Source organism: Nocardia sp. NPDC020380, assembly GCF_044386975.1.
In the GTDB taxonomy this organism is placed as follows: Bacteria; Actinomycetota; Actinomycetes; order Mycobacteriales; family Mycobacteriaceae; genus Nocardia.
Genome location: NZ_JBIRVQ010000003.1, coordinates 158,348 through 183,024, shown reverse-complemented (window position 1 = coordinate 183,024; position 24,677 = coordinate 158,348). Strand labels below are relative to the sequence as shown.

The following is a 24,677-nucleotide window of genomic DNA, read 5'->3' as shown; positions in this document are numbered from 1 at the left end:
ATGACGAGCGATATGACCTCGCACATCGCCCGCTGCGTCGGCGGCGACCGCTGGGTCGTTTCCTGGCTGCCGGGCCGCACCCTCACCGGGCAGCAAGCTGTGACGGCCATGACCATCGCCTCCACCGTGGCCGAGCACGAACCCACGCCCGCCGAATGGGCGATGGTCGACGGACTCGCCCTGGAACTGGGCCTGACCGCCCGCGAGGCGGTGTTCATGGTCGCCAGCGAGAAGCACGACCTACGCCGCATCGCACCCCTCGCGCCCCGGCCGCGCGACCTCGAGTAGCGACCTCGGGAGCAGCCGGTACAACAGCACTGCTCCGGTCCCACTACCCTGGTATGACGAGTGACAGTCCCTCGAGAATCCAGGAGCGCGATCGGTGTTCGAATCCCTTTCCGACCGGTTGACCGGTGCCCTCAAGGATCTGCGCGGCAAGGGGCGGCTGTCACCGGCCGATATCGACGCAACCGCGCGTGAGATCCGGCTCGCCCTACTCGAAGCGGACGTCGCCCTCCCCGTCGTGCGCACCTTCATCGCCAAGATCAAGGAACGCGCCAAGGGCGCCGAGGTCTCCGCGGCGCTGAACCCGGCTCAGCAGGTCGTGAAGGTCGTCAACGAGGAGCTCATCGCCATCCTCGGCGGCGAGACCCGGCGCCTGCAGTACGCCAAGAACCCGCCGACCGTCATCATGCTCGCGGGCCTGCAGGGTGCCGGTAAGACCACCCTCGCCGGCAAGCTCGCCAAATGGCTGAAGTCCCAGGGGCATACGCCGCTGCTCGTCGCCTGTGACCTGCAGCGTCCCGGCGCGGTCACTCAGCTGCAGGTGGTCGGTGAGCGTGCGGGCGTGCCCGTATTCGCCCCGCACCCCGGCACTTCCATCGGCGGCGGCGAGAATCCGCTCGGCGTCTCGGCTTCCGATCCGATCGATGTCGCGCGCGCCGGTATCGAAGAGGCCAAGCAGAAGCAGTACGACATCGTCATCGTCGACACCGCGGGCCGCCTCGGCATCGACTCCGAGCTGATGTCGCAGGCCGCGGGCATCCGCGATGCCGTGAACCCGGACGAGATCCTGTTCGTCCTCGACGCCATGATCGGCCAGGACGCGGTCTCCACCGCCGAGGCCTTCCGCGACGGTGTCGGCTTCACCGGTGTCGTGCTCACCAAGCTCGACGGCGACGCCCGCGGTGGCGCCGCGCTGTCGGTGCGTGAGATCACCGGCCAGCCCATCCTTTTCGCGTCCACGGGTGAGAAGCTCGAGGACTTCGACGTCTTCCACCCGGACCGCATGGCCAGCCGCATCCTCGGCATGGGCGACCTGCTCACCCTGATCGAGCAGGCCGAACAGGTCTACGACGCACAGCAGGCCGAGGAGGCCGCCCGCAAGATCGGCTCCGGCGAGCTGACTCTGGAGGACTTCCTCGACCAGATGCTGGCCATCCGCAAGATGGGCCCCATCGGCAACCTGCTGGGCATGCTCCCCGGCGCCGGCCAGATGAAGGACGTCCTCGCCCAGGTCGACGACAAGCAACTCGACCGCGTCCAGGCCATCATCCGCGGCATGACCCCCGCCGAGCGCGCGAACCCGAAGATGATCAACGCTTCCCGCCGCCTCCGCATCGCCAACGGCTCCGGCGTCACCGTCACCGACGTCAACCAGCTGGTTGACCGCTTCTTCGAAGCCAAGAAGATGATGGGCGCCATGAGCCGCCAAATGGGCTTCCCCGGCGCCCGCGGCAACAGCAAGAACAATAAAAAAGGCAAGAAGGGCAAGAAGGGCGGCCGCGGCCCCACCCCGCCCAAGGTGCGCGGCGGCTTCCCCGGCATGCCCGGCCTCCCCGCCGGCATGCCCGACATCTCCAACCTCCCCGCCGGCCTCAACGAACTCCCCCCGGGCCTGGAAGGAATCGACCTCTCCCAGTTCAACTTCCCGAAGAAGTAACGAGCACCAGCCCCTCCGAACGCCCGGCCGGATCCCCCGGCTGGGCGTTTCGTATTGCGGCGGATCAGATTCCGAGTCGCGTGGCGAGGCCGTCGAGCAGGGCGGTGAGGCCGAGTTCGAATTGGTCGGTGAGGCAGGTAATTGTTTCGAATCGTCGGCGCTGGGATGCTCTGAAGCGCAAGCCAATACGCGCGAGCCACGCGCGATATACCTGATGAGGGTGAGTGGACGGCATGTCAATCACGATCAACGGCACCGTTGCGCCCGGATACGAACCGGTCGCCGACGCATTCGCCGCCAACTTCGACAAACACGGCGACATCGAGGCGGCCAGCAAGCTCGTCGAAGCGCCGCCACCCGACCTGCGCGGCCTCACCCCCGACCAACTGCCCGAACAGTTCCGCAGCCTGCTGGAAGTCGCCCTGGACCCGAACTCCCTGTTCAACGGCACCGACACCGTCGGGCAACTCGACTACAACTCGCCGCGACTGCATCGAGCCGAACTGCCCGCCTCCAACGGCATCGGCACCGCCCGCAGCCTGGCCCGCATGTACGCGGCCCTGATCGGCGAGGCCGACGGCGTCCGCCTGCTGAACGACGACACGGTCACCGCCGCCATCCAGCAGCAGACCCACGGCCTCGACCGCGTGACCCGGCTGCCGATGCGCTGGGGCACCGGTTACCAGCTCCCCACCCCGCCCTACCTCCCCTGCGGCGGCCCCGCCTCCTTCGGTCACCCCGGCCGCGGCGGCTCCCTCGCCTTCGCCGACCTGAGCCAGAACCTCGCCTTCGCCTACGTCATGAACTACGGCATCAACGGATCGCCCGACACTCGCGCCACCGACCTCGTCGCCGCCCTGGGCTGACGCGCGGTCACCGAAAAGCGCTGGGAGTCAATGACACCCGGTGCGCTCCACACGCGCACCGGGTATACGTCACCGTCCCCTCGGACGTGAGATGCCGCGAGAGCACGCGGAACGGCCGATCGATCGGCCACCCGCACCGGGAGCACTGGCTTTCCGTCGAACACTGCGCGTCTGATCCGGTCATGTGGCCAGTGTTCGCCGGGGCGTAGGCTCGGGTCCATCGCATAGTTCCGCATCGAAACGTTCGGAAATTCCACATGATCGATCCGCGCCTGCAGACACTGCGCGTGCTGCGCCAGCACGGGACCGTCACCGCGACGGCGGCCGCGCTGCACCTCACGCCGTCCACGGTGTCGCAGCAATTGCGCGGACTGGCACGGGAACTCGGGGTGGAACTGCTCGAACAGGTCGGGCGGCGAGTGCAATTGACGGCCGCGGCGCATGCGCTGTTGCGGCATGCGGATCTGCTGGCGGCCCAATCCGAGCGGGCGCGAGCCGAATTGGCCGCGCATCGGACGGGGATCGCGGGGCTGCTGCGGATCAGCGCGATGCCGACCGCGTTCACCGCGCTGGTGGCGCCGGCTGCCGCGCGGCTGCGGGAGGCCAATCCAGGGTTGACGATCGAACTCGTCGAGGACGAGTCGATTCACTGCTTCGACCTGCTGCTGGCCGGGGACACCGATATCGCGTTCGTGCTGCCCGCGCCCGGGACGCCTGCCCCGGACGATCCGCGCTTCGATCAGCGTGTGCTGCTGGAGGAACCGATGGATCTGCTGGTGCCCGCCGGGCATCGGCTGGCGGGGCGGGAAACCGCCGAACTGGCCGAGGTCGCAACGGATCCGTGGATCTCGGGGCGGGAGTGGATCACTCACCATCTGGTGGTGTCGTCCGCCTGCGCGGCCGCCGGGTTCACGCCCCGGATCGTCGGCCGGACAGTGCATTTCAACGGTGTCGCGGCAATGGTGGCGAACGGTTTCGGAGTCAGCCTGATCTCGCGGCTGGCGCTGATCCCACCAGGGATGGCCGTGGTCCGGTTGCCATTGCACGGTGACACCGTCCCGATCCGCCGCCATCTCACCGTGGTGCGCCGCGGCGCCCGCGAGCATCCGGTCATCGCCGAAGGGCTGCGGGTGATCCGGCAGGTGTGCCGCGCCCGCACCGATGTGACCGTCCTGGACGAGTAGGCCCCGAGTAGCTTGTTCTGTAGCGAGACAGAGCCTGCGAGGCGAGGAGGCGGTATGCGTCTGCACTTCCGCGGGGTGGTGCTGCCCGGCGAGGACGTCCGTGACCTGTGGGTACACGACGGCGTCGTGTCCTTCACCCCGATAGCCGGCGCCGACACCGTGCACACCTCCGGCTGGATCGTCCCCGGCCTGGTCGACGCCCACTGCCACGTCGGCATCAAATACGGTGGCGGCCACGAGGATTCCGCCGGCGCCATCACCCAGGCCGAGGTCGAACGCGACGCCGGCGCCCTGCTCCTCCGCGACGCCGGTTCCCCCATCGACACCCGCTTCCTCGACGACCGCGAGGACCTGCCCCGCATCATCCGCGCGGGCCGCCACATCGCCCGCCCCAAGCGCTACATCCGCGAACTCGGCATCGATCTCGACGACGAACGCGACCTCCCCGACATCGTCGCCGAGCAGGCCCGCCGCGGCGACGGCTGGGTGAAGATCGTCGGCGACTGGATCGACCGCGCCGTAGGCGACCTGGCCCCCCTCTGGTCCGACGCGATCCTCAAGGAAGCCATAGACGCCGCCCACCGCGAGGGCGCCCGCGTGACGGCCCACGTCTTCGGCGAGGACGCCCTCCCCGCCCTCCTCGAAGCCGGTATCGACTGCATAGAACACGGCACCGGCCTCACCGACGACACCATCGACCTGATGGCCCGCAACCACACCGCCCTGGTCCCCACCCTCATCAATATCGACACCTTCCCCGGAATAGCCGACACCGCAACCAAATTCCCCGCCTACGCCGCCCACATGCGCGACCTCCACCGCCGCTCCCGCGAAACCGTCGCCAAGGCCCACGAGGCAGGCGTCCCCATCTACACCGGCACCGACGCCGGCGGCTCCATCCGCCACGGCCTCATAGCCGATGAAATCCAAGCCCTCGCCGGCGCCGGCTTCACCCCCCACGACGCCCTCGGCGCCTCCGCCTGGAACGCCCGAACCTGGCTCGGCCACCCCGGCATAGCACCGGGCGCCCCCGCGGATTTCGTCGTCTACCAGCAAGATCCCCGCCTCAACCTCGCCACCCTGGCCTCGCCCGCCTGGGTCGTACTCCGCGGCCGCATCTATAACCGCCGGGACCCGGTGACCGCGAATCGGTAGGTGAATTCGTCGCCGCGGGAGCAGGTTTCGCTGCGATTAAGATCACATCCTCCGCAATAGCGGACATCTCGATCACCAAATGGTGGGGGACACCATGCACGACAATCCATCCGACCCGCCCCTCCCGGCCACGTCGTCCAACCCGGTCCAGCCGAGCGAGCCCGCGCCCGAGCCGAGCGAGCCCGCGCCCGCGATCGACCCGGCACCCGCGAACGAGCCTGTGGCCCAAGCAGAACCGCTGCCCTCGCCCGCGCAATCGCTGGGGCCGTACGGTGAGCAGTTTCCCGCCGCCTCAGCGGCATCTGCATTCGCGCCACCGTCCGAGCCGTGGCAGGTCCAGCCGTCCGCGCAGTCCTGGGCCCGCCGCTGGTGGGTGCTGTTGACGGCCGCGGTGGTGATCATTCTCGGCGGGGCGGCGATCCTCGTCGCGGCGGTGACGACGAAGCCTGCGCGAGTTGCCTTTCCGGTCGACGGGTGTGTGTCGCTCGTGCCCGCCGCGGCGGAGAGTGTGCGGCCGGTCGAGGAGAGCTGCGGCAACAGCGCGCGGGCGCTGTACCGGATCGTGGCCCGCGGGGCGGTGGTCTATCCGGTCGACACGGCGTGCACGAAGTACACCGAGGCGACCAAGGCGGTGGCGCAGCCTCTCGACGGCGGCGACCGGCCGAAAGCGGTGTTGTGCCTGGCACCGACGCGATTCAATCTGACCGACCCGGGCGCCCTGCTGAACGGCGACTGTGTGGGCGTCCAGGCCGCGGGCGAGAGCATCACCCGCGTGGACTGCGACATCACACCGATGCCGGCGCGAGTGCTCGCCATCGAGTTGCATCCACAGATTCCCGTCACCGATCACGCGTGCCAGGACCATCCGCTCGCGCGCAGGGCGTACGCGCAGGCGTCGCTGGGTGGCCGGGCGGTCGTGGTGTGTGCCGTCGATGTGGATCCGAAGTCGTTCGACAGCGCCCAGAACGGCGATTGCAGCGACGGCCGGTCCACGACGGTCGTGTCGTGTTCGGACCCGGCCGCTGTCGAGCGCGTGCTGACGGTGCAGACCATGTACGGCACCCCGCCCTCGCCGGAATGCGCGAACCATATGGGCGCGAACGCCGCCTCCACGACGAGCACCCCCACGACCGATCTGGTCATGCTGGTCTGCCTGGGCCCGGCGAATCTGAAGGATTCCCGTTACGCCGGGCTCGGCGACTGCATCGCCGAGGACGACCCGAACAGCGATTCCGCCGCGGCCACCCGTCTCATCGACTGCGCCGACCCCAAGGCGCTCTACCAGGTCACCGACCGGCACGAATCCAATGACAACCATTGCCCGGCCGGGACCGCCGTATCGCTCACCTACGGCCCGGGGGTCACGAACGGGACCACCATTTGCATGCGCCGCCGGTGAGGCCCAGGTCCCGGGCCGATTTCATCCGGCGATGGGTGCTCTGGCAGAATGGACGATCGTCCTCGTCCGAGGGCAGTGTCAGCCCGTCTCCGGTTACGTACCGCGCGGCGGTCACAGCACTCGACGCAAAACCGGGCCCGCCTCGAGCGGGTCGCTGAATTGCGACCGTGACCAAATCAGGAAGGCACAGCTCATGGCTGTTCGTATCAAGCTGACCCGCATGGGTAAGATCCGCAACCCGCAGTACCGCATCGTCATCGCCGACGCCCGCACCCGTCGTGACGGCCGCGCGATCGAGTCGATCGGCCTGTACCACCCGAAGGAAGAGCCCTCGCTCATCCAGATCGATTCCGAGCGTGCCCAGTACTGGCTGTCCGTCGGCGCGCAGCCGACCGAGCCGGTGCAGCGTCTGCTGGAGATCACCGGTGACTGGCAGAAGTTCAAGGGCCTGCCGGGCGCCGAGGGCACCCTGAAGGTGAAGGCTCCGAAGCCCACCAAGCTGGAGCTGTTCAACGCCGCGCTGGCCGCCGCCGACAACGAGCCCGTTGCCGAGGCCGTCACCCCGAAGAAGAAGGCCGCCAAGAAGGACGAGGCCGCCGAGGCCGAGGCCGCCACCGAGGCTGCCGAGTAAGCGTGAACGAGCGCAGCGAGCGAACCAACGGCGGAGCGCCATCGGCGGTCTTGCCGGAGGCGAGCGCCAGCGAGGTGGAGGCATGACCGCCGTTGTCGCCGATGCCGTCGAGCACCTGGTGCGCGGCATCGTCGCCAATCCCGACGACGTCCACGTCGAGCTGATCACCAGCCGACGTGGCCGGACCGTCGAGGTGCATGTGCACCCGGACGATCTGGGCAAGGTGATCGGGCGCGGTGGTCGTACCGCGACCGCGCTGCGCACGCTGGTCGCCGGGATCGGCGGTAAGGGCATTCGCGTCGACGTGGTCGACACGGATCAATAGATGGAACTCGTCGTCGGGCGGGTCGCCAAGTCGCACGGTGTGCGTGGCGAACTCGTCGTAGATGTCCGCACCGACGAGCCGGAACTGCGGTTCGCGCCCGGCAGCATCCTGAAGGGAAAGCTGCCGCGCGCGAAGCAGACGCAGGAATTCGAAGTGGAGTCGGCCCGGGAGCACTCGGGCCGGCTTCTGCTGCGTCTGGACGGTGTCGAGGATCGCACGGACGCGGATGCGTTGCGCGGCATGCTCTTCGTCGTCGATACCGCGGATCTGCCGCCGTCGGAGGATCCGGACGAGTACTACGATCACGAACTCGAGGGCCTGCGCGTCGAACTCGGCGACGGCACTCTCGTGGGCACGGTGCGGGAAGTCCTGCATTCCGCTGCGGGCGAACTGCTTTCGATCACGGCCGGGGACGCGTTCCCGCCCGCCGGCCGAGAGATCCTGGTGCCCTTCGTGAACGCCATGGTGCCGACGGTGTCGCTCGCCGACGCCCTCATCGTCATCGATCCGCCCGAGGGTCTGCTGGATCCGGAGTAGCGCGATGCGTATCGACGTAATCACCATCTTCCCCGAATACCTCGAACCCCTCCGAACGGCCTTGCTGGGCAAGGCCATCGACAAGGGCCTGCTCGAGGTCGACGTGCACGACCTGCGCCGCTGGACGCACGACGTGCACAAAGCAGTGGACGACACCCCGTACGGGGGCGGCCCCGGCATGGTCATGAAACCGACCGTGTGGGGTGACGCCCTCGACGAGGTATGCCCCGACGACGCCCTCCTGGTGGTCCCCACCCCGGCGGGCGTGCCGTTCACCCAGGCAACCGCCCAAAGATGGTCTGCCGAACAGCACATCGTCTTCGCCTGCGGCCGCTACGAGGGCATCGATCAGCGCGTCTTCGACGACGCCGCCCGCCGCGTGCGCGTCGAAGAGGTCAGCATCGGCGACTACGTCCTCATCGGCGGCGAAGCAGCCGTACTGGTCATGACCGAGGCCTTCGTTCGCCTCATTCCGGGCGTACTGGGCAATCAGCAATCCCACGAACAGGATTCGTTCTCCGACGGCCTCCTCGAAGGCCCGTCCTACACCCGCCCCGTCTCCTGGCGCGGCCTGGACGTCCCCGAAATCCTGTTGTCCGGCAACCACGCCAAGATCGACGCGTGGCGTCGTGAGCAGTCTTTGGAGCGCACACGCGAGCGCCGCCCGGACCTGTTACCCGAATAGTGATCGGGCGGCGGTAGTGTCTGCGGGCGTGACGACAGCCTCCGAAACCGTCAGCGCAGAGACCACTGGTGCCGAGAGCACCGTCCGCCTTGCCAGCATCGGCCGGCGCATCGCCGACGAGCTGAGCGTGGGGGAGGGGCAGGTGCGTGCCGCCGTCGAACTCCTGGATGGCGGGTCGACCGTGCCGTTCATCGCCCGGTACCGCAAGGAGGTCACCGGCGGGCTCGACGACGCGCAGCTACGCACCCTCGACGAACGCCTGCACTACCTGCGGGAACTCGACGAGCGCCGGACGTCGATCATCGAATCCATCCGTGGCCAGGGCAAATTGGAGCCCGAGCTGCATGCGTCGATCATGCTTGCCGAGACCAAGGCCCGGCTCGAGGACATCTACCTGCCCTTCAAGCCCAAGCGCCGCACCAAGGCTCAGATCGCGCGCGAGGCCGGGCACGAGCCCGTGGCCGACGCACTGCTGAACGATCCCGCCACCGATCCCGCCCAGTACGACGCCGAACAGCTGGACGGCGCCCGCGCCATCCTGGTCGAGCGTTTCGCCGAGGACGCCGACCTGGTCGGTGAACTGCGCGAACTCATGTGGGAGCGCGGCCAGGTCACCTCCACGGTGCGCGCCGGCAAGGAAGAAGCGGGCGCGAAGTTCGCCGACTACTTCGAATTCAACGAGCCCTTCAGCAAGCTGCCCTCGCACCGCATCCTGGCGCTGCTGCGCGGTGAGAAGGAAGAGGTGCTCACCGTGCACCTCGAACCCGACACCGAGGAACTCGAAGAGGGGCAGCGGTCGATCTACGAGGGCCGCATCGCCATCAAGTTCGGCATCGCCGAGCAGGGCCGCGCCGCCGACAGCTGGCTGCTGGACACCGTGCGCTGGGCCTGGCGCACCAAGCTGCAGGTGAGCCTGGGCATCGACACCCGAATGCGGTTGCGGCAGTCCGCCGAACGCGACGCCGTCGACGTGTTCGCGGCCAACCTGCGCGACCTGCTGCTGGCCGCACCGGCCGGCACCCGCTCCACCATGGGCCTGGACCCGGGCTACCGCACCGGCGTGAAGGTGGCCGTGGTCGACGCGACCGGCAAGGTCGTCGCCACCGAGGTCATCTACCCGCACAAGCCGCAGGGACAGACCGAGAAGTCCCTCGCCGTGCTGGGCGCACTGGTCGCCCGCTTCAATGTCGAGCTCATCGCCATCGGCAACGGCACCGCCTCCCGCGAGACGGACGCCCTTGCCACCGAGCTCATCTCGCGTATCCCGGAGAACAAGCCCACCAAGATCGTGGTCTCCGAAGCGGGCGCCTCGGTGTACTCGGCCTCCGCGTACGCCTCGGCGGAACTGCCCGATATGGACGTGTCGCTGCGCGGCGCCGTCTCCATCGCCCGCCGCCTGCAGGACCCGCTCGCCGAACTGGTGAAGATCGACCCGAAGTCCATCGGCGTCGGCCAGTACCAGCACGACGTCTCCGAAACCCTGCTGGCCCGCTCGCTGGGCGCGGTCGTCGAGGACGCCGTGAACGCGGTCGGCGTCGACGTGAACATCGCCTCGGTCCCGCTGCTCTCGCGAGTCTCCGGCATCTCCAATTCGATCGCGGAAAGCATTGTGGCGCACCGCGATGCCAACGGCCCGTTCCGCAGCCGCGCCGGCCTCAAGGACGTCCCGCGCCTGGGCCCCAAGGCCTTCGAGCAGTGCGCGGGCTTCTTGCGCATCCGCGAGGGCGACGACCCGCTGGACACCTCCGGCGTGCACCCCGAGGCATACCCCGTGGTGCGGCGCATTCTCGATGCCAGCGGCAAGGGCATCAAGGAGATCATCGGCAACAGCTCCGCCCTGCGCGCCCTGCGTCCCGCGGACTTCACCGATGAACAGTTCGGTGTCCCCACCGTCACCGACATCATCGCCGAACTCGAGAAGCCCGGCCGCGACCCGCGCCCCGAATTCAAGACCGCCGAATTCGCCGCGGGCATCGAGAAAGTCGCCGACCTGCAGCCCGGCATGGTGCTCGAAGGCGTCGTCACGAATGTCGCCGCCTTCGGCGCCTTCGTCGACATCGGCGTCCACCAGGACGGCCTGGTGCACGTTTCGGCCATGTCCCACAACTTCGTCAAGGACCCGCGCGAGGTCGTGAAGTCCGGCGACGTCGTGAAGGTCAAGGTCCTCGAGGTCGACCTCCCGCGCCAGCGCATCGGCCTCTCCCTCCGCCTCGACGACGAACCGGGCAAACCCGAACGCGGCGAAGGCCGCCCGCGCGGCAACCAGGGCGGCCAGCGCCAGGGCGGCCAGGGCGGCGGCAACCGCCAGGGCGCCCAGGGCGCCAACCGTCAGGGCGGCCAAGGCGGCAATCGCCAAGGCGGCCAAGGTGGTCAGGGCGGCAACCGCAACCAGGGCAACCGCAACCAGCCCGCCCCCAGCGGCTCGATGGCGGACGCCCTCCGCCGCGCCGGCTTCGGCCGCTAGTCACACCTGAAAACCCCGGGCGGCCCGCACAACTCGCGGGCCGCCCGGCTCCGTCTCACGCCGCCTCGACCGCGAGAGGGCACTGGTGGTGGTCGCTACTCGCGAAATGCCGCAACCATTGCCCGGTGATCGCCTGTCCAACACTGTTGGGCGAGTTCTACTTCGGTAGGGGCGAGCCGACTCGGTGCAGGGTGCCGTCGGGGTCCACGTAGCCGAATTCGCGGAGGCCGTAGTCGGCGTCGACGGGGGCGACGAGGCGGCCGGGGAGGTCGGCGCGGGCCCATTCTTCGTATACCGCATCGGCGTCGGAGACGTAGAGGTAGACGGCGGCGCCGGAGCGGAGGGGGTCGTGTTCGTCCCATTCGGTGAGGTGCAGGGAGACCGCGCCGCGTTCGGCGAATCCGTATCGGGCGTCGCCGTCGTAGGCGTGCGCCTCGAATCCGAGTCGCCGATAGCGTTCGAGTGCGGCGTCCAGGTCCAGCACCGGGATTATCGGTGCGACGCTCTCGAACTCGATGTCGTCCGCCATGAGGACTCCGTTCGGTCGACGGCAGAGGCTGCTTCGTGCCCGCGACCCTACTCGCGAATTCCCTGCCGGTAGCCGACCCGCTGCCTGCGGTTCATCCCGCTGACGGTGTCGCGGCGCACAATGGCGCTGGACGGGTCGAGCTCGATGAGGACTGGCGTGGGTAGCGTGGCTGGAGTTGGTTACCGCAGGGCGAACCTGGAGACGACTGAGACATGCATATACGCCGATGGTGGGAAGACGTCGTGATCGGACACGGTCGTTTGCCTTTGGCGTGCTTACTGCTCGGCTTCATCGTCGGGTTCATCCTGATCCGGATCAGCGTGCGGCTCATCCGGAAACAGGTGCGCTGGTGGCCGGGCAATCTGCGTGCCGGCGATGTGCACATCCACCACATGGTGTTCGGCGTGATCCTGGTGCTGACGTCCGGTGTGGGGTTCGTCACTCTGTATCAGAGTCCGGTGGGCGTGATCGCGGCAGTGGCGGCGGTGTTCGGTGTCGGCGCCGCGCTGGTGCTGGACGAGTTCGCGCTCATCTACTACCTGCGCGACGTGTACTGGGAAGAGCAGGGCCGGACTTCGGTCGACGCGGTGTTCGTGGCGGTCGCCGTGACCGGGTTGCTGCTGATGGGTTTCCATCCGCTGTGGCTGCTGGACATCAGTGACGTGCGGGACATCCGCAGCGATCCGAATGTCCCGGAGCGGGTCTTCACGATCCTGTTCGCGCTGGTGAATCTGATGCTGGCGGCGATCGTGATCGCCAAGGGGAAGATCTGGACCGGTCTGTTCGGCATGTTCTTCCTGCCGCTGCTGGTGGTCGGCGCGCTGCGCCTGAGCCGTCCGGGCGCGCCGTGGGCGCGCTGGCGGTACGCGAACCGCCGTGGGCTCATGCGCCGCGCGATCATCCGGGAGCGCCGCTATCGGCGGCCGGTGATCCGCGCCAAGATCTTCGTGCAGGACCTGGTGGCCGGTAAACCCGATGTCGCGCACGTCCGGCGGGCCGCCGAGGCCGAGCTGGTGCGCACGGTCGTCCCGGCGCCGCCCGCGCCGCCGTCGGAACACCCCTTGCTGTTCGGTAGCCGAAAGGTTGCTGACTGACGACGGGCGTGCCAGGGTTGACCCATGAGCTACGTTGTCGGCGACTACCTGCTCGATCGGCTCCACGAACTCGGCGTCACCGAAATATTCGGTGTACCAGGCGATTTCAACCTCGAATTCCTCGACCACATCGTCGCGCACGACGGCATCCGCTGGATCGGCGGCGCCAATGAGCTGAACGCCGGCTACTCCGCCGACGGGTATGCCAGGCTGCGCGGCATCGGCGCCGTCGTCACCACCTACGGCGTCGGCGAGCTCAGCGCGGTCAACGCCATCGCGGGCAGTTACGCCGAGCATGTGCCCGTGGTGCACATCGTCGGCGTGCCCGCCAAGGACATCCAGGCCAATCACCGCGTCATCCACCACACCCTCGGCGACGGCGACTTCCATCATTTCCGGCGGATCGCGGCAGAGGTCACCTGCGCGCAGGCCGACCTCGGCACGGCGGACGCCTGCCAGGAGATCGACCGGGTACTGAATTCGGTACGCGTGCACCGGCGTCCGGGCTACCTCATGCTGGCCACGGACACCGCGCGCGTCGAAGTGTCCCCACCGACGACGCCCCTCGCCCCACCGCCCGACTTCAGCAGCGCGGGCGCACGGGCTGCTTTCGAGGTGGATGCTCGCGAATTCCTCGCCGGCAAGCAGGTGACGGTGCTCGCCGACATCTTCGTGGACCGGGTGGGGGCGACCGACCTGCTGCGCACCCTTGTCGACAGCCGCCGCTTACCGCACGCCACGCTCGCGTGGGGCAAGACCGTGGTGGACGAGTCGGCCCCCAACTTCCTCGGCATCTACGCCGGCGCGGCTTCTCCGCCTGCGCTCCGGGCCGCGATCGAGGACGCCGAACGCTTGGTGACTATCGGCGTCCAGTACACCGACAGCATCACCGCGGGCTTCAGCCAGCGCATCGACTCGCGCCGCACCATCGATATCGGCCCGGAGCGCACTGTCATTGGCGGTGTCGACGCCTACGCGCCGCTTTCCCTCACCGCGGCCCTGGAGATCCTCACTGATATCGCGGGCGAATTCGCCGATCCCGCACCGATTCCCGCGGCCGACCCGGGAACTGCCGCTCCCGACCCCCTGATCGATGACCTCGCACTGACCCAAGCCACGCTCTGGCCCCTCGTCGCCGAAGCCCTCGGCAACAACAATGTGGTTGTCGCGGACCAGGGTTCCGCCTTCTTCGGCCTGGCCACCCTGCACCTCCCCACCGGTATCACCTTCTTGGGCCAGCCCCTGTGGGGTTCCATCGGCTACGCCCTCCCCGCCGCTCTCGGTGCGGGCCTGGCCTGCCCCGACCGCCGCGCGGTCCTGGTGATCGGCGACGGCGCCGCCCAGCTCTCCATCCAGGAACTGGGCACCTGGATCCGTGAACGCCTGACCGGCGTGATCATCCTGGTCGACAACAACGGCTATGCCATCGAACGGGCCATCCACGGCCCCGCCGCCCCTTACAACGACATAGCCCCCTGGCGCTGGGCGGAACTCCCGCACGCCTTCGGCGGCGACCGCCACTCGGTCCTCACCCTGCACGCGGGCACGGTCGGCGAGCTGAAAGAATGCCTGCGCGCCGCCGAGGAGGCCCCGGACAAACTGGTCTTCCTGCAGGTTGTGACCGGCACCACGGACTACCCACCGCTGGTCGCCGACATCGCCGCGGCGCTGACCCGAGCGAATACCCGGACCTAGGGTCGATTAACGGAGGTCCGGGGCGATCTGGCACAATGCTCAGGTTGCTTTGGGCGCGCTGTGCATGCGCCTGGGCACCGCCCAATTATCCGGAGCACGAACCGGTCGAGCACTCGCATCAGCGACGTGGCCACCAGGTTCCTCTGTTCTTGCGAACTCCAAAAGGACGGAAATGAACACTCTCGACTTCGTCGATGCAAACTCGCTGCGCAATGACATCCCGGACTTCCGCCCGGGTGACACGGTCAACGTGCACGTGAAGGTTATCGAAGGCAACAAGGAGCGCGTCCAGGTCTTCAAGGGCGTGGTGATCCGCCGGCAGAACGGTGGCATCCGCGAGACCTTCACCGTGCGCAAGGTGTCGTTCGGTGTCGGCGTGGAGCGCACCTTCCCGGTGCACAGCCCCAACCTCGACAAGATCGAGGTCGTGACCCGCGGTGACGTGCGTCGCGCCAAGCTGTACTACCTGCGCGACCTGCGCGGCAAGGCCGCCAAGATCAAGGAAAAGCGCTGATATAGCTTCTCCGAGAATGTCGAGTAGCCCGGCACCGCATGCTTCTTCGCGGTGCCGGGCTACTCTGTTCCGGTGACAGACGAGAGTGAGTCGGTGACAGTGTCCGGGCCCGGCGACGACGGGGCGGAGACCCCGAAAGTGTCGAGGAAGGACCGAAGGAAGGGCGGCGCCAAGAAGCAGCGGCCGTTCTGGCAGGAACTGCCGATGCTGATCGGCTTCGCGGCGATCATCGTCGCACTGCTGGTGACCTTCATCGGACGGCCGTATGTCATTCCCTCCCAGTCCATGGAACCGACGCTGCACGGCTGCTCGGGCTGCACCGGTGACCGGATCTACGTGGAGAAGCTGAGCTACTACTTCGGTGATCCGAAGCCGGGCGACGTGGTGGTTTTCGTCGGGCCGACCGACGACTGGAACAAGCACTACAAGTCGATCCGCTCGTCCAACACCGTGGTGCGGGGTGTGCAGAACGTGCTGTCCTGGTTCGGCCTGGTGCCGCCGGACGAGAACGATCTGGTGAAGCGGGTCATCGCCACGGGTGGTCAGACGGTGAAATGCTGTGACGCGCAGGGCCGCATCCTCGTCCAGGACAGCCCGAACGGGCCCTGGAAGGCGCTCGATGAGCCGTATGTGAAGTTCAACAGCCCGTTCAACCCCGCGCAGCCGGATGTGCCGTTCAATGCGGGCGGTCGCGCTTTCGGGCCCGTCACGGTGCCGAAGGGGAATTTGTGGGTGATGGGTGACAACCGGGCCGAGTCCGCGGACTCCCGGTACCACATGAAGGACGAGTTGCAGGGCACGGTTCCGGTGAAGGACGTGCGCGGCAAGGCTGTCTTCAAGATCTGGCCGCCGAGCCGGATCGGGCCCGTCAGCGAACACGACCCGCAGACGAACTGAGCGCTGCGGGATAATCGACAGGTGGGGAATACGGCGAGCGGTGCCACCCGAGCCAAACCCGGCGGGAGCCGGAAAGACCGCGGTGGCAAGAAGATTCAGCGGATCGAACGCGGTGAGTGGCCGCCGCGCGTGGTCATGCGCCCGGCGGGCGGGCTGCGCACCCTGGAGGCCGCGCTGATCCGCAGCGGGCTGGGCCCGGTGGCGGGCGTGGACGAGGCGGGTCGCGGGTGCGCGGCCGGGCCGCTGGTAGTGGCCGCTTGTTTGCTACCGCCGAAGGCGTACACCTCGCTGGCGGGTCTCAATGACTCGAAGAAGCTCAGCGAGAACGTCCGCGAGGAGCTTTTCCCGATCATCAAACGGCTGGCCCTGGCCTACCGGGTGGTCGTGATCCCGGCCTGGGAGATCGACGCCATCGGCATTCACGTGGCCAATATCGAGGGCATGCGGCGGGCGGTGGCCGGGCTGGATCCGGTGCCCGGTTACGTGCTCACGGACGGCTTCCGGGTGCCGGGTATTCCGGTGCCGTCACTGCCGGTGATCGGCGGTGATGCCTCCGCGGCATGTATCGCCGCGGCCAGCGTGCTGGCCAAGGTGACCCGGGACCGGATGATGGTCGAACTGGACACGCAGCTGCCCGGCTACGGGTTCGCCGCCCACAAGGGCTACAACACCCCCGAACACAACGACGCGCTACAGCGGCTGGGCATCACCAGTGAGCATCGCCGGTCGTGGCGAAACGTCCGGGAGACCGGCCGAGTGGCTACCGACACGGCGTATGCGGGATGATGTCTCTACACGCAGTGTGGCGATAAGGAGGACGTTCCACCCGATGAGCGCCGAGGACCTCGAGAAGTACGAAACCGAGATGGAGTTGTCCCTGTACCGGGAGTACAAGGACATCGTCGGTCAATTCTCGTACGTGGTGGAGACCGAGCGCCGCTTCTACCTCGCCAATTCCGTCGAGCTGCGCCCGCAGAACGCCGATGGCGAGGTCTACTTCGAGGTGCGGATGTCGGATGCATGGGTGTGGGACATGTACCGGCCCGCACGCTTCGTGAAGCACGTTCGAGTCATCACCTTCAAGGATGTCAATATCGAGGAGCTGGAGAAGCCCGACCTGCGGCTTCCCGAGTAGTACACAGGCTCCACGTTATCCACAGGCCGGCCGTTTCCCCAGGTCGGCAGGGCCGGGCCCAGGCGGGGTCCGGTCATGCTGGCTGAATGGCACAGCATCTCGCGCTCGGAGCGCACGGGGAGGAACTGGCGGCGCGGTTTCTGCGCGACGCCGGGATGGAGATCATCGCCCGCAACTGGCGTTGCCGGTACGGCGAACTGGACGTCATAGCCCGCGATGGCGACGTCACGGTCTTCGTCGAGGTGAAGACGCGCAGCAGCCTCGTCTGCGGCCGGCCCGCCGAGGCCGTCACCTATCTCAAGCAGCAGCGCATCCGCCGCCTGGCGGTCACCTGGCTGCACGAGCAGCCCGGTCCGTGGCTGCATGTCCGCTTCGACGTGGTGTCGGTGCTGCTCCGGCCTGCTCGCGAGCCGGAGATCCGGCATTTGCAGGCGGTGTTCTGAAATGTCTTTGGGGAGAGCGTTTTCCGTCGCCGTGAGCGGCGTGGAGGGGCAACTGGTCGAGATCGAGGCGGATATCGGGCAGGGGCTGCCGTCGGTCCACCTGGTGGGACGGCCCGATACGACCTTGCAGGAATCCCGCGATCGGGTGCGGGCCGCGGTCACCAATACGGGGGAGAAATGGCCTGATGGCCGCGTGATTCTGGCCCTGTCCCCGGCCACTCTGCCGAAGGTCGGCAGCGTTTACGATCTTGCTCTGGCTGCTGCCGTGCTCGATGCGGCCGGCGTGATCCCGTCGCATCGCCTGGCCGATGCGGTGCTGCTGGGTGAACTGGCTCTGGATGGACGTGTGCGGCGTGTGCGCGGCATCCTGCCCGCCGTGCTGGCGGCCCGGACCGCCGGACGGCGCACCGTCGTGGTGCCCGCCGCCGCGCTGCCCGAGGCCGGTCTGGTCGACGGTATCCGGGTACTCGGCGCGGCAACCCTGTCCGAGCTGATGGATTGGCTGCGCGGCGGTGGCGAACTCGCGCTGCCGGAGGCGGTTCCGACGCCGGTCCGCCCGCCCATCGGCGACCTGAGCGAGGTCGTCGGCCAGGACGAGGCCCGCTGGGCGCTGGAGGTCGCCGCCGCCGGCGGCCACCACTTGCTGCTCACCGGCCCGCCCGGCATCGGTAAAACCATGCTGGCGCAACGCCTTCCGGGACTTCTCCCGCAGCTGCGGGAATGCGATTCACTGGAGGTGACAGCCATCCATTCGGTGGCGGGCATCCTCTCGGACGATCACCCCTTGATCACTGCACCGCCCTTCGTAGCCCCGCACCATTCGACCTCCGTCGCAGCCATGGTCGGCGGTGGTTCGGGTTCGGCCCGCCCCGGCGCGGTCAGCCGAGCTCACCGCGGCGTCCTGTTCCTCGACGAATGCGCCGAGATCTCGGCGAAGGTCCTCGAGGCCCTCCGAACTCCTTTGGAGGAGGGCGAGATCCGCATAGCGCGCCGAGACGGCGTAGCCCGCTACCCTGCCCGCTTCCAACTGGTCCTGGCCGCCAACCCCTGCCCTTGCGCCCCCGCCCGCGATATCGACTGCATCTGCGCCCCACTGGCCCGCCGCCGCTACCTCGGCAAACTCTCCGGCCCCTTGATGGACCGCATAGACCTGACAGTCCAAATGCATTCCCAAGCGGCAGGCGCTTTCAGCGGCGACGAAGTCGAATCCAGCGAAGTGGTCCGAGCCCGGGTAACGGCAGCCCGCACCGCCGCCGCCCAACGCTGGTCCACCCTCAACATGTCCACCAATGCCGAGGTTCCCGGCCACGTTCTCCGCCAACAGTTCCGCCTCCCCAAAGAGGCTCTGGCCCCGGTCGAAACCGCCCTCCGTCACGGCCGCATGTCCGCCCGCGGCGCCGATAGAGCAATCCGGGTCGCCTGGACAGTCTGCGATCTGCGCGGTGGCGACTGTCCCTCCACTCAGGATGTTCTGCAGGCCTTGAACTTCCGTCAGCGAGGCATCGCATGACCACTTCAAGGCCGGAAAATACGGCCGCACAGCGCGATCCGGCAGTCAAGCCTGATGAGTCGGTGATCGGCGAGGCTCCGGCAGCGGCTACCGCACTTCCGGAATCCGAACAGGTGGAGGCTATTTCGACGATGGTGTCGCCGTCGGTGAGGGCCTCTGACCAGGGCCGGTGCGAGCAATCCTCGCCTGTGAGTCGGTGCGAAGCTGGAATGGCCGCGGCAGGCGGCGGGAGTGCACAGGAGAGTAGGCCCGAATCAGGAGCGGCGGTTGGATCTGGGGTGGATGAGCGGCGGTTGGCCTGGGTCTACCTGTCGCGGGTGGTGGAGGGGCCCTGTGCGGCGTTGTCGGCGTTGATCGAGTCGGTCGGGGTGGTGGAGGCGGCTCGGGCGGTGCGGGAGTGTGCGTTGCCGGACGCGCTGCGGGGGCCTACCGAGTTGCGGCGTGGAATCGACCGGGCCGAAAAGGATTTGGCGCATATCGAGCGGTTGGGTGGGCGGGTTGTCACGCCGGATGATGCGGAGTGGCCTGCGTGGCGGCTGTTGGCGTTGGGGCAATTGGATTCGAAGAAGGATGAGGCGGCAGCCGTGCCGCTGGTGTTGTGGGTGCGGGGGCAGCGTTCGCTGCTGGAGTGCGCCGAGCGAGCCGTCGCCGTGGTGGGAGCGCGGTGCAGTACCGGGTATGGGAACCACGCGACCGGGGAGATTGCGGGGGAGTTGGCTGTCAGGGGGTGGACGATCGTGTCGGGGGCGGCATTCGGGATCGACGGGATGGCGCATCGGGCCGCTTTGGCTGTCGGTGGGCTCACCATCGCAGTACTCGCGTGTGGGCCGGACCGGCCCTATCCGGTGCAACACGATCGCTTGCTGGCCGAGATCGCGGATACCGGATTGGTCGTGACCGAGTATGCGCCAGGGACTTCGGTGCGGAAGCACTACTTTCTGGCACGGAACCGGCTCATGAGCGGTTCTCTGGGGGTCCCGGGAGGTTGCATGAGTCCGGCGAAGGTCTCTGTGCAGCTCAGAGGCTTGCTGGAGCGTAGCAGCCTCGGCAACAGGTGTCGTGGAATTCGCCGTTCCAGGAAAGGATCTGGGCGCAATGGGCAAACGGGTCCTGATCACCGGATCGCGGAATTGGCAAGACCGGCAAGCCATTCGAGACGCCTTGGCCGAGGTCTGGTCGCCGGACGCCGTTCTCGTGTCCGGAGCCTGTCCGACCGGCGCTGACGCGTTGTGCGAGGCGTGCTGGAACCATTGGGGCGGTCAGGTCGAACGCCATCCCGCCGACTGGAATCAGTTCGGGAAAAGCGCTGGTCCGCGCCGTAACGCGGCCATGATCGAGCTCGGTGCCGACGTCTGTTTGGCCTTCATTCGTGATGGTTCGAAGGGCGCGAGTCAAACCGCTGCGCTGGCGCAACGTGCTGGAATCCCAACTCGCATAATCCGTTCCGAAGAGGCCGCGCTTGCGCGGCCCTGATTTTGCTCGGCCGCCAGGCCGAGCAAAATCAGGGGGTTCTCTCGTTCGCGAACGGTCAACGCTTGTTCAACTTGGCGATGAGTTCGCGGTTGGCTCCGCGGGCGGCGTCGAGGTCCGCGTCGCGGTCCTCGAGCTGGCCGGTCAGGTCGACGACCTGTTGTTCGAGTTCGATGATGCGGCGTTGGAGTTGTTCGATGTCGGTCGGGGCGCCCAGGCCCGACTCGCGCCATGCCTGCTCGCCGAGCAGTTCGGAGAGTTTGCGTTCGAGCTGGGTGACGTGGCTGGCCTGGCGGGCCAGCCGTTCTTGGGCGTTGGCGAGATCGGCTTGCAAGGAGGCCCTGCTGACCAGCGCCCCGCCCGGGTCGGGGTTGTTCAGGTCGGCCTGGGCGGCATGGATGAGCGCGAGCAGATCCGGATGCCGATAGGGAAAAGTGCGGTCGACTCCGGCGGCGCGGGCGATCGCCGAGACGCTGATTTCTCCTCCGGTGGTGCGGGTTTGGTTGATCGCTTTGATCACTCGCTGGCGTCGCCGGGCCGAGTCGGCGCGGCGGCCCGCGACCATGGGATTGCTCATGCGGTTCGCTCCGGTCGAAGGTCGGGCGAGGGTTGTCGGATGCTCGGAAGGCCCAGGCCGACAACTTGATTGCGCGCTTTGCGGACGACGGTGATCGCGTCGTCGATCTGGGCGCGTTCCTCGGCGGTGAGATTGTCGAGGTCGGCTTTGACTCGGGAGATCAGGCGGCGGATGCGGGTGATCTCCTCGTGGGAGGGCATGGCCTCGGCCTTGGCCCAGGCGTCGGCATCGACGCTGGCGAGCAGCCGTTCGCGGTTGCGCAGCAGGTCAGCCAGATAGGCTTCCAGGTCGGGCAGGTAGGAGACGTCGGTGCTGAAATGGGCGCAGCCGACGCAACGGAATCTGACCGGGCAGTCGCCGCCGCCGGCGGCGACGTTGGTCGGTTCGCTGCAAAGTCCGTATGGAACGGCGACCTCGCCGACTCCGCGGCGGATGTGTTCGGAATCCAGCAGCGTTTTCGCTTGTCGCCAAACACGATTGCCGTGTCGGTCGAACTGCATTGTGGTGACTCGGTCGACTGCCTCGCGGCGGCGTTGTTCGCCGACGCGGTAGTAGGCCTGAGTGGTTTCCATTTGGCGGTGGTCCATGAGCTCTCGCAGAACATCGACCGGAACCCCAGCATCGGCATGCCGTTGGGCATAGGTGTGTCGATAGGCATAGGGGACCATGCGTTTCTTGTCGAAGGGCAGCAGCTGCGTCACCACCGAGCCGTCGATCGTGACCGGGGCCGTGACGGTGATCTCGGGCAGGCCGGCGACCCAGTCGCGGTGACGTTGCGAGACCCAGCCGTCGGTGATCGCCTTGGTTCCGAATGGGTTTCGGGTCGTGGTGGGCAGCAGTTTCAGGGTGTGTGTCGGCTGGTCGGGGAACCGTTGGCGCACTCGTGCTTGCTGTCGCGTGATCAGCGTCGCGGTCGATTCGGCGACCGGGAGCCGCCGCCGAAGGCGGTGGGCTTTGAGGTTGTCATAAACGAGGACCGGTTTGCCGTCGCCGTCGCGCTCGAGGCAATCCAGTTCGAGCTGACAGATCTCGTCGGGTCGGCGGCCGGTGTCGATGAGAAGTTCAACGGCGACACGAACTTCCGGCGCGGTTCCCGCCTCCAGCCAGTCCAGATGCGCGCAGAGGTGCGTCATGACCTCGGCGGGCAGATCCCGCCCGGCCTCGGCGTCCTCGGGCTCGTCGGGAACGTCGTCAGCGGTGAGAGCGAAGTCTTCGGGCAGCCCATGCAAGGGCTGCCCTTGGCGGGTCAGGCCCTGCGCCCGCATCTCGACGAGCATCTTGCGCAGGTTCCGGATCCCGTTGATGCGCTGGTAGGAACTGATTTCGCCTTCGCTCTGGAGATAGGCCAACCGGTTGAGGAAGTTGGTGATGTCGGTCCGGGCCAGCATCGAGGGGACCTCGCCGCGGTCGGCGCGCTGCAGGCGCAAGCTCTCCGACAACCAGGCCAAGGCATTGAGGCGGTTCTGGACGATGCTTGAGGCGCCGCCGCCGCGGCGGCGCGGCAGATCCTCGTGCGCCCAGGACTTGGCCGCGGTGCGCAGCCAGGGCTGGGAGAGCTCGGTGAACCGCAGCGTTCCGCCTCGTGCGCCGAACACGACAGCGTCCCAAATATCTTTGTGCCGTTCGATTTCCGGCGTCGTGCGCAGGCGACGCGCCGCGGTGACGAACCCGTTGCGCAGCGCCCGCGAGCCGGTTCCCAACTCGGCCGGATCGGCGTCCTCGACCGAGGAAATCTGGTGGGCGCGAAGCTGATCGACCAGCGGCCGCAGGATGCTGTGCTGGGTCTTGATGCCTTGCGCGGTGCGCTGCTGCAGGCCGAACAACACTTCGGCGACCACTCGGTCCGGCAGGCCGAAGAGGCTCACCTCGCCGCCGACCGCGACCGGCGGTTGAGTGCGCTGCCAGTGCTGTTCGTCCAGGTCAGGGGCCGGTGTCCGGCGTCGATGCGTCGCCCAGCGACCGGTGTGGGTGTGGCAGTAGTTGCCTTTCCCGATCCTGTCGCGGGTGCAGGACACCACTTGGCAGGGCCCGAAGGACGGCAGTCCGACGACATCGTCGAGCGCGACGAATTCTTCGAGCGTCACCTTCTTGATCGAAACCCGCTGGTAGTCGTGGGCGCTGCAGAGGCTCCTCTTGCGTGTGCTCCAGGGCCGCTGACAGCCGGGAACCGAACACAACCCGATGCGCATCTGCCGCTTGCGGATTCGTTCGACCGCAGCGAACTCGTCGAGGTCGGGTTGGTCTTCGCTGTGCCATCGCTCTTCGCAGGACGGGCATAACCATCCAGCTCGCTGGGTCGCTCGGTCGCAGTTGGTGACCCGGCAGAGATTCCAGCCCAGCAGCGGATGGGCCTGCGGGAAGCTCACGACCGCCCATTCGGGCGTCCAGCCGACCGTCTCGACGAATTCCGGCGTGATCGCGGCCCAGAGCCCCGCCGTGATCTCCTCGGCCGCTGACGCGGTGCGTGCCAGCGCGCGCGTCACCGGTTCGCCTCCGTCAACGCCCGCGGCGTCGGGACGCGGTCGACCGCCGCGCGCAGCCGCTCCCGCGACGGATGCATGTAGGGCTCCGCCGAACTCGGGCTGACGTGGCCCATTAGCTTCTGAATCTCGTCGAGTGCAGCGCCGGAATCAGCGAGATTGCTGGCGAAGGCATGCCGGCATTGGTGCGGCCGGACGCGCCGCTCGATCCCCGCCCGGGCGGCCAGCCGATCGAACAACTCGTTGAGCGCATCCGGTGTCATCGGGGCCCCGATCGGGGCCCGGAACAAGTTGACCAGCAGGAAATCGCTGTCGGCTGCCGCCGGAATCGCCTGTCGCTCAAGCAAATACTGATCGACCGCGCGGACGACCAGGAAATCCAGGGGAACCCAACGCTCGTAGCGGGATTTTGCCCAGGCGCCGTTGATGTTCTCGCGCCGGACGACATGCAGATGCGGTCCGGCGACCGTGCAGCCCAGCGCCTTGCTGTCGGCGAGCAGATGCAGATCGCATCGTCGCAGGCCAGCGGCTTCGCCGCGGCGCAGCCCGACCCGCGACAGCAGCAACACGATCAGCCGATCCCGCGCCGAGTAGCAGGCCACGAACAACGCGACGATCTCCTCGTCGCTGGCTCGATCCACCGTCCTGCCCGGCTCGTGCAGCAGATGCCGAGACCGCAGCCGCTGAACCAGTTGCCCATCCTCGCCTTGCAAAACCGCTGGCAGATCGCGGACTCCGGCCACTTCGTAGAGCGCTTCGAGCACCCAGCGCGGCGCCTCGTTCTGGGCGACCGCGAACACCAGAAACCCTCGAACCGCCACCAGAATCCGGTTGATCCGCTTCTCGCTGCGAACCGCTATCGCCCCCGGACCCGGTATCACGCCGTCGCGTATCCCTTGTGCCGGAACGTATTTCAGCCATGTCATGAACAGGCCCATATCCGCGGCCGCCGTCGTCCAGCTCCGGCCGGTGAGCACGCACCAGCGCAGAAACAACGCCACCCCGCCGGCATACGCCTTGGTCGTCGACTCGGCCCGGTCCCGCCCGAATCGCAGCTCGCGCAGAAACCGGTCGGCCACCAGCACCACCGACAACTCGTCGTCCAGCACCGTCCAATACCGGCTGCCCGCCGGAACTCGCACTAC

At 67.7% G+C, this 24,677-nt stretch carries 24 protein-coding genes and 1 pseudogene; 21 read left to right on the top strand and 4 right to left on the bottom strand.

The window, feature by feature from the left end:
• Positions 1-12 precede the first annotated feature (12 nt).
• From ACH438_RS08310 to ACH438_RS08260, 11 genes are all read left to right on the top strand, one after another.
• A complete protein-coding gene (locus ACH438_RS08310; protein WP_397002647.1) occupies positions 13-288 on the top strand; it encodes a hypothetical protein in 276 nt (91 codons plus the stop codon).
• 94 nt (positions 289-382) lie between these two features.
• Positions 383-1,942, top strand: a complete 1,560-nt coding sequence (ffh, locus tag ACH438_RS08305) for a signal recognition particle protein (RefSeq protein ID WP_397002645.1) — start codon at positions 383-385, stop codon at positions 1,940-1,942.
• Between the two features lie 233 nt (positions 1,943-2,175).
• Complete coding sequence (locus tag ACH438_RS08300) at positions 2,176-2,808, top strand: serine hydrolase (protein ID WP_397002643.1); 633 nt, start codon at positions 2,176-2,178, stop codon at positions 2,806-2,808.
• Positions 2,809-3,065: 257 nt separating this feature from the next.
• Positions 3,066-3,992 (top strand): LysR family transcriptional regulator, encoded by a 927-nt coding sequence (locus ACH438_RS08295; protein WP_397002641.1) that lies wholly within the window; start codon positions 3,066-3,068, stop codon positions 3,990-3,992.
• 54 nt (positions 3,993-4,046) lie between these two features.
• Complete coding sequence (locus ACH438_RS08290; RefSeq protein ID WP_397002639.1) at positions 4,047-5,147, top strand: amidohydrolase family protein; 1,101 nt, start codon at positions 4,047-4,049, stop codon at positions 5,145-5,147.
• 94 nt (positions 5,148-5,241) lie between these two features.
• Positions 5,242-6,546 carry a hypothetical protein gene (locus ACH438_RS08285; protein WP_397002637.1) on the top strand — a complete coding sequence of 435 codons (1,305 nt, stop codon included), beginning with the start codon at positions 5,242-5,244 and terminating at the stop codon, positions 6,544-6,546.
• A gap of 193 nt (positions 6,547-6,739) precedes the next feature.
• Complete coding sequence (gene rpsP, locus ACH438_RS08280; RefSeq protein ID WP_397002635.1) at positions 6,740-7,177, top strand: 30S ribosomal protein S16; 438 nt, start codon at positions 6,740-6,742, stop codon at positions 7,175-7,177.
• An 82-nt stretch (positions 7,178-7,259) separates the two neighbouring features.
• On the top strand, positions 7,260-7,502 hold the full coding sequence (locus tag ACH438_RS08275; RefSeq protein WP_067574801.1) for an RNA-binding protein: 243 nt from the start codon (positions 7,260-7,262) through the stop codon (positions 7,500-7,502).
• Positions 7,503-8,039 carry a ribosome maturation factor RimM gene (gene rimM, locus ACH438_RS08270; protein WP_397002633.1) on the top strand — a complete coding sequence of 179 codons (537 nt, stop codon included), beginning with the start codon at positions 7,503-7,505 and terminating at the stop codon, positions 8,037-8,039. It begins immediately after the preceding gene.
• 4 nt (positions 8,040-8,043) lie between these two features.
• Entirely contained in the window at positions 8,044-8,724 is a 681-nt protein-coding gene (gene trmD / locus ACH438_RS08265; protein ID WP_397002631.1) for a tRNA (guanosine(37)-N1)-methyltransferase TrmD, read from the top strand.
• A 28-nt stretch (positions 8,725-8,752) separates the two neighbouring features.
• Complete coding sequence (locus ACH438_RS08260; protein ID WP_397002629.1) at positions 8,753-11,188, top strand: Tex family protein; 2,436 nt, start codon at positions 8,753-8,755, stop codon at positions 11,186-11,188.
• Positions 11,189-11,345: 157 nt separating this feature from the next.
• Here the strand turns inward: ACH438_RS08260 and ACH438_RS08255 are convergent, their stop codons facing one another.
• Positions 11,346-11,705, bottom strand: coding sequence for a bleomycin resistance protein (locus ACH438_RS08255; RefSeq protein WP_397003696.1), 360 nt, complete (start codon positions 11,703-11,705; stop codon positions 11,346-11,348).
• A gap of 230 nt (positions 11,706-11,935) precedes the next feature.
• Here ACH438_RS08255 and ACH438_RS08250 point away from each other — a divergent pair, with 230 nt between their 5' ends.
• From ACH438_RS08250 to ACH438_RS08205, 10 genes and pseudogenes are all read left to right on the top strand, one after another.
• A complete protein-coding gene (locus ACH438_RS08250; protein ID WP_397003694.1) occupies positions 11,936-12,811 on the top strand; it encodes a hypothetical protein in 876 nt (291 codons plus the stop codon).
• A 24-nt stretch (positions 12,812-12,835) separates the two neighbouring features.
• Positions 12,836-14,506 carry an alpha-keto acid decarboxylase family protein gene (locus ACH438_RS08245; RefSeq protein WP_397002627.1) on the top strand — a complete coding sequence of 557 codons (1,671 nt, stop codon included), beginning with the start codon at positions 12,836-12,838 and terminating at the stop codon, positions 14,504-14,506.
• Positions 14,507-14,678: 172 nt separating this feature from the next.
• Positions 14,679-15,020 (top strand): 50S ribosomal protein L19, encoded by a 342-nt coding sequence (gene rplS, locus ACH438_RS08240; protein WP_397002625.1) that lies wholly within the window; start codon positions 14,679-14,681, stop codon positions 15,018-15,020.
• A 72-nt stretch (positions 15,021-15,092) separates the two neighbouring features.
• Entirely contained in the window at positions 15,093-15,917 is an 825-nt protein-coding gene (gene lepB, locus ACH438_RS08235; RefSeq protein ID WP_397002623.1) for a signal peptidase I, read from the top strand.
• 102 nt (positions 15,918-16,019) lie between these two features.
• The gene (locus ACH438_RS08230; protein WP_397003692.1) at positions 16,020-16,703 is read left to right on the top strand and encodes a ribonuclease HII; all 684 of its coding nucleotides are present in this window, start codon (positions 16,020-16,022) and stop codon (positions 16,701-16,703) included.
• A 43-nt stretch (positions 16,704-16,746) separates the two neighbouring features.
• Complete coding sequence (locus tag ACH438_RS08225) at positions 16,747-17,052, top strand: DUF2469 domain-containing protein (RefSeq protein WP_011210678.1); 306 nt, start codon at positions 16,747-16,749, stop codon at positions 17,050-17,052.
• A gap of 86 nt (positions 17,053-17,138) precedes the next feature.
• The gene (locus ACH438_RS08220) at positions 17,139-17,495 is read left to right on the top strand and encodes a YraN family protein (RefSeq protein ID WP_397002621.1); all 357 of its coding nucleotides are present in this window, start codon (positions 17,139-17,141) and stop codon (positions 17,493-17,495) included.
• Position 17,496: 1 nt separating this feature from the next.
• Positions 17,497-19,005, top strand: a complete 1,509-nt coding sequence (locus ACH438_RS08215; RefSeq protein WP_397002619.1) for a YifB family Mg chelatase-like AAA ATPase — start codon at positions 17,497-17,499, stop codon at positions 19,003-19,005.
• Positions 19,002-19,910, top strand: a pseudogene (locus ACH438_RS08210) (DNA-processing protein DprA); the annotation flags it as partial. The gene ACH438_RS08215 and the pseudogene ACH438_RS08210, both read left to right, overlap by 4 nt.
• A gap of 154 nt (positions 19,911-20,064) precedes the next feature.
• Positions 20,065-20,478 (top strand): SLOG family protein, encoded by a 414-nt coding sequence (locus ACH438_RS08205; protein WP_397002617.1) that lies wholly within the window; start codon positions 20,065-20,067, stop codon positions 20,476-20,478.
• Between the two features lie 55 nt (positions 20,479-20,533).
• On the opposite strand, the gene ACH438_RS08200 is transcribed toward ACH438_RS08205, so the two are convergent.
• From ACH438_RS08200 to ACH438_RS08190, 3 genes are all read right to left on the bottom strand, one after another.
• Complete coding sequence (locus ACH438_RS08200) at positions 20,534-21,052, bottom strand: DUF6262 family protein (RefSeq protein ID WP_397002615.1); 519 nt, start codon at positions 21,050-21,052, stop codon at positions 20,534-20,536.
• Positions 21,049-22,917, bottom strand: a complete 1,869-nt coding sequence (locus ACH438_RS08195) for a site-specific integrase (RefSeq protein ID WP_397002613.1) — start codon at positions 22,915-22,917, stop codon at positions 21,049-21,051. Before ACH438_RS08195 ends, ACH438_RS08200 begins: the two co-directional genes overlap by 4 nt.
• A gap of 614 nt (positions 22,918-23,531) precedes the next feature.
• A complete protein-coding gene (locus ACH438_RS08190) occupies positions 23,532-24,641 on the bottom strand; it encodes a tyrosine-type recombinase/integrase (RefSeq protein ID WP_397002611.1) in 1,110 nt (369 codons plus the stop codon).
• Positions 24,642-24,677: the final 36 nt, after the last annotated feature.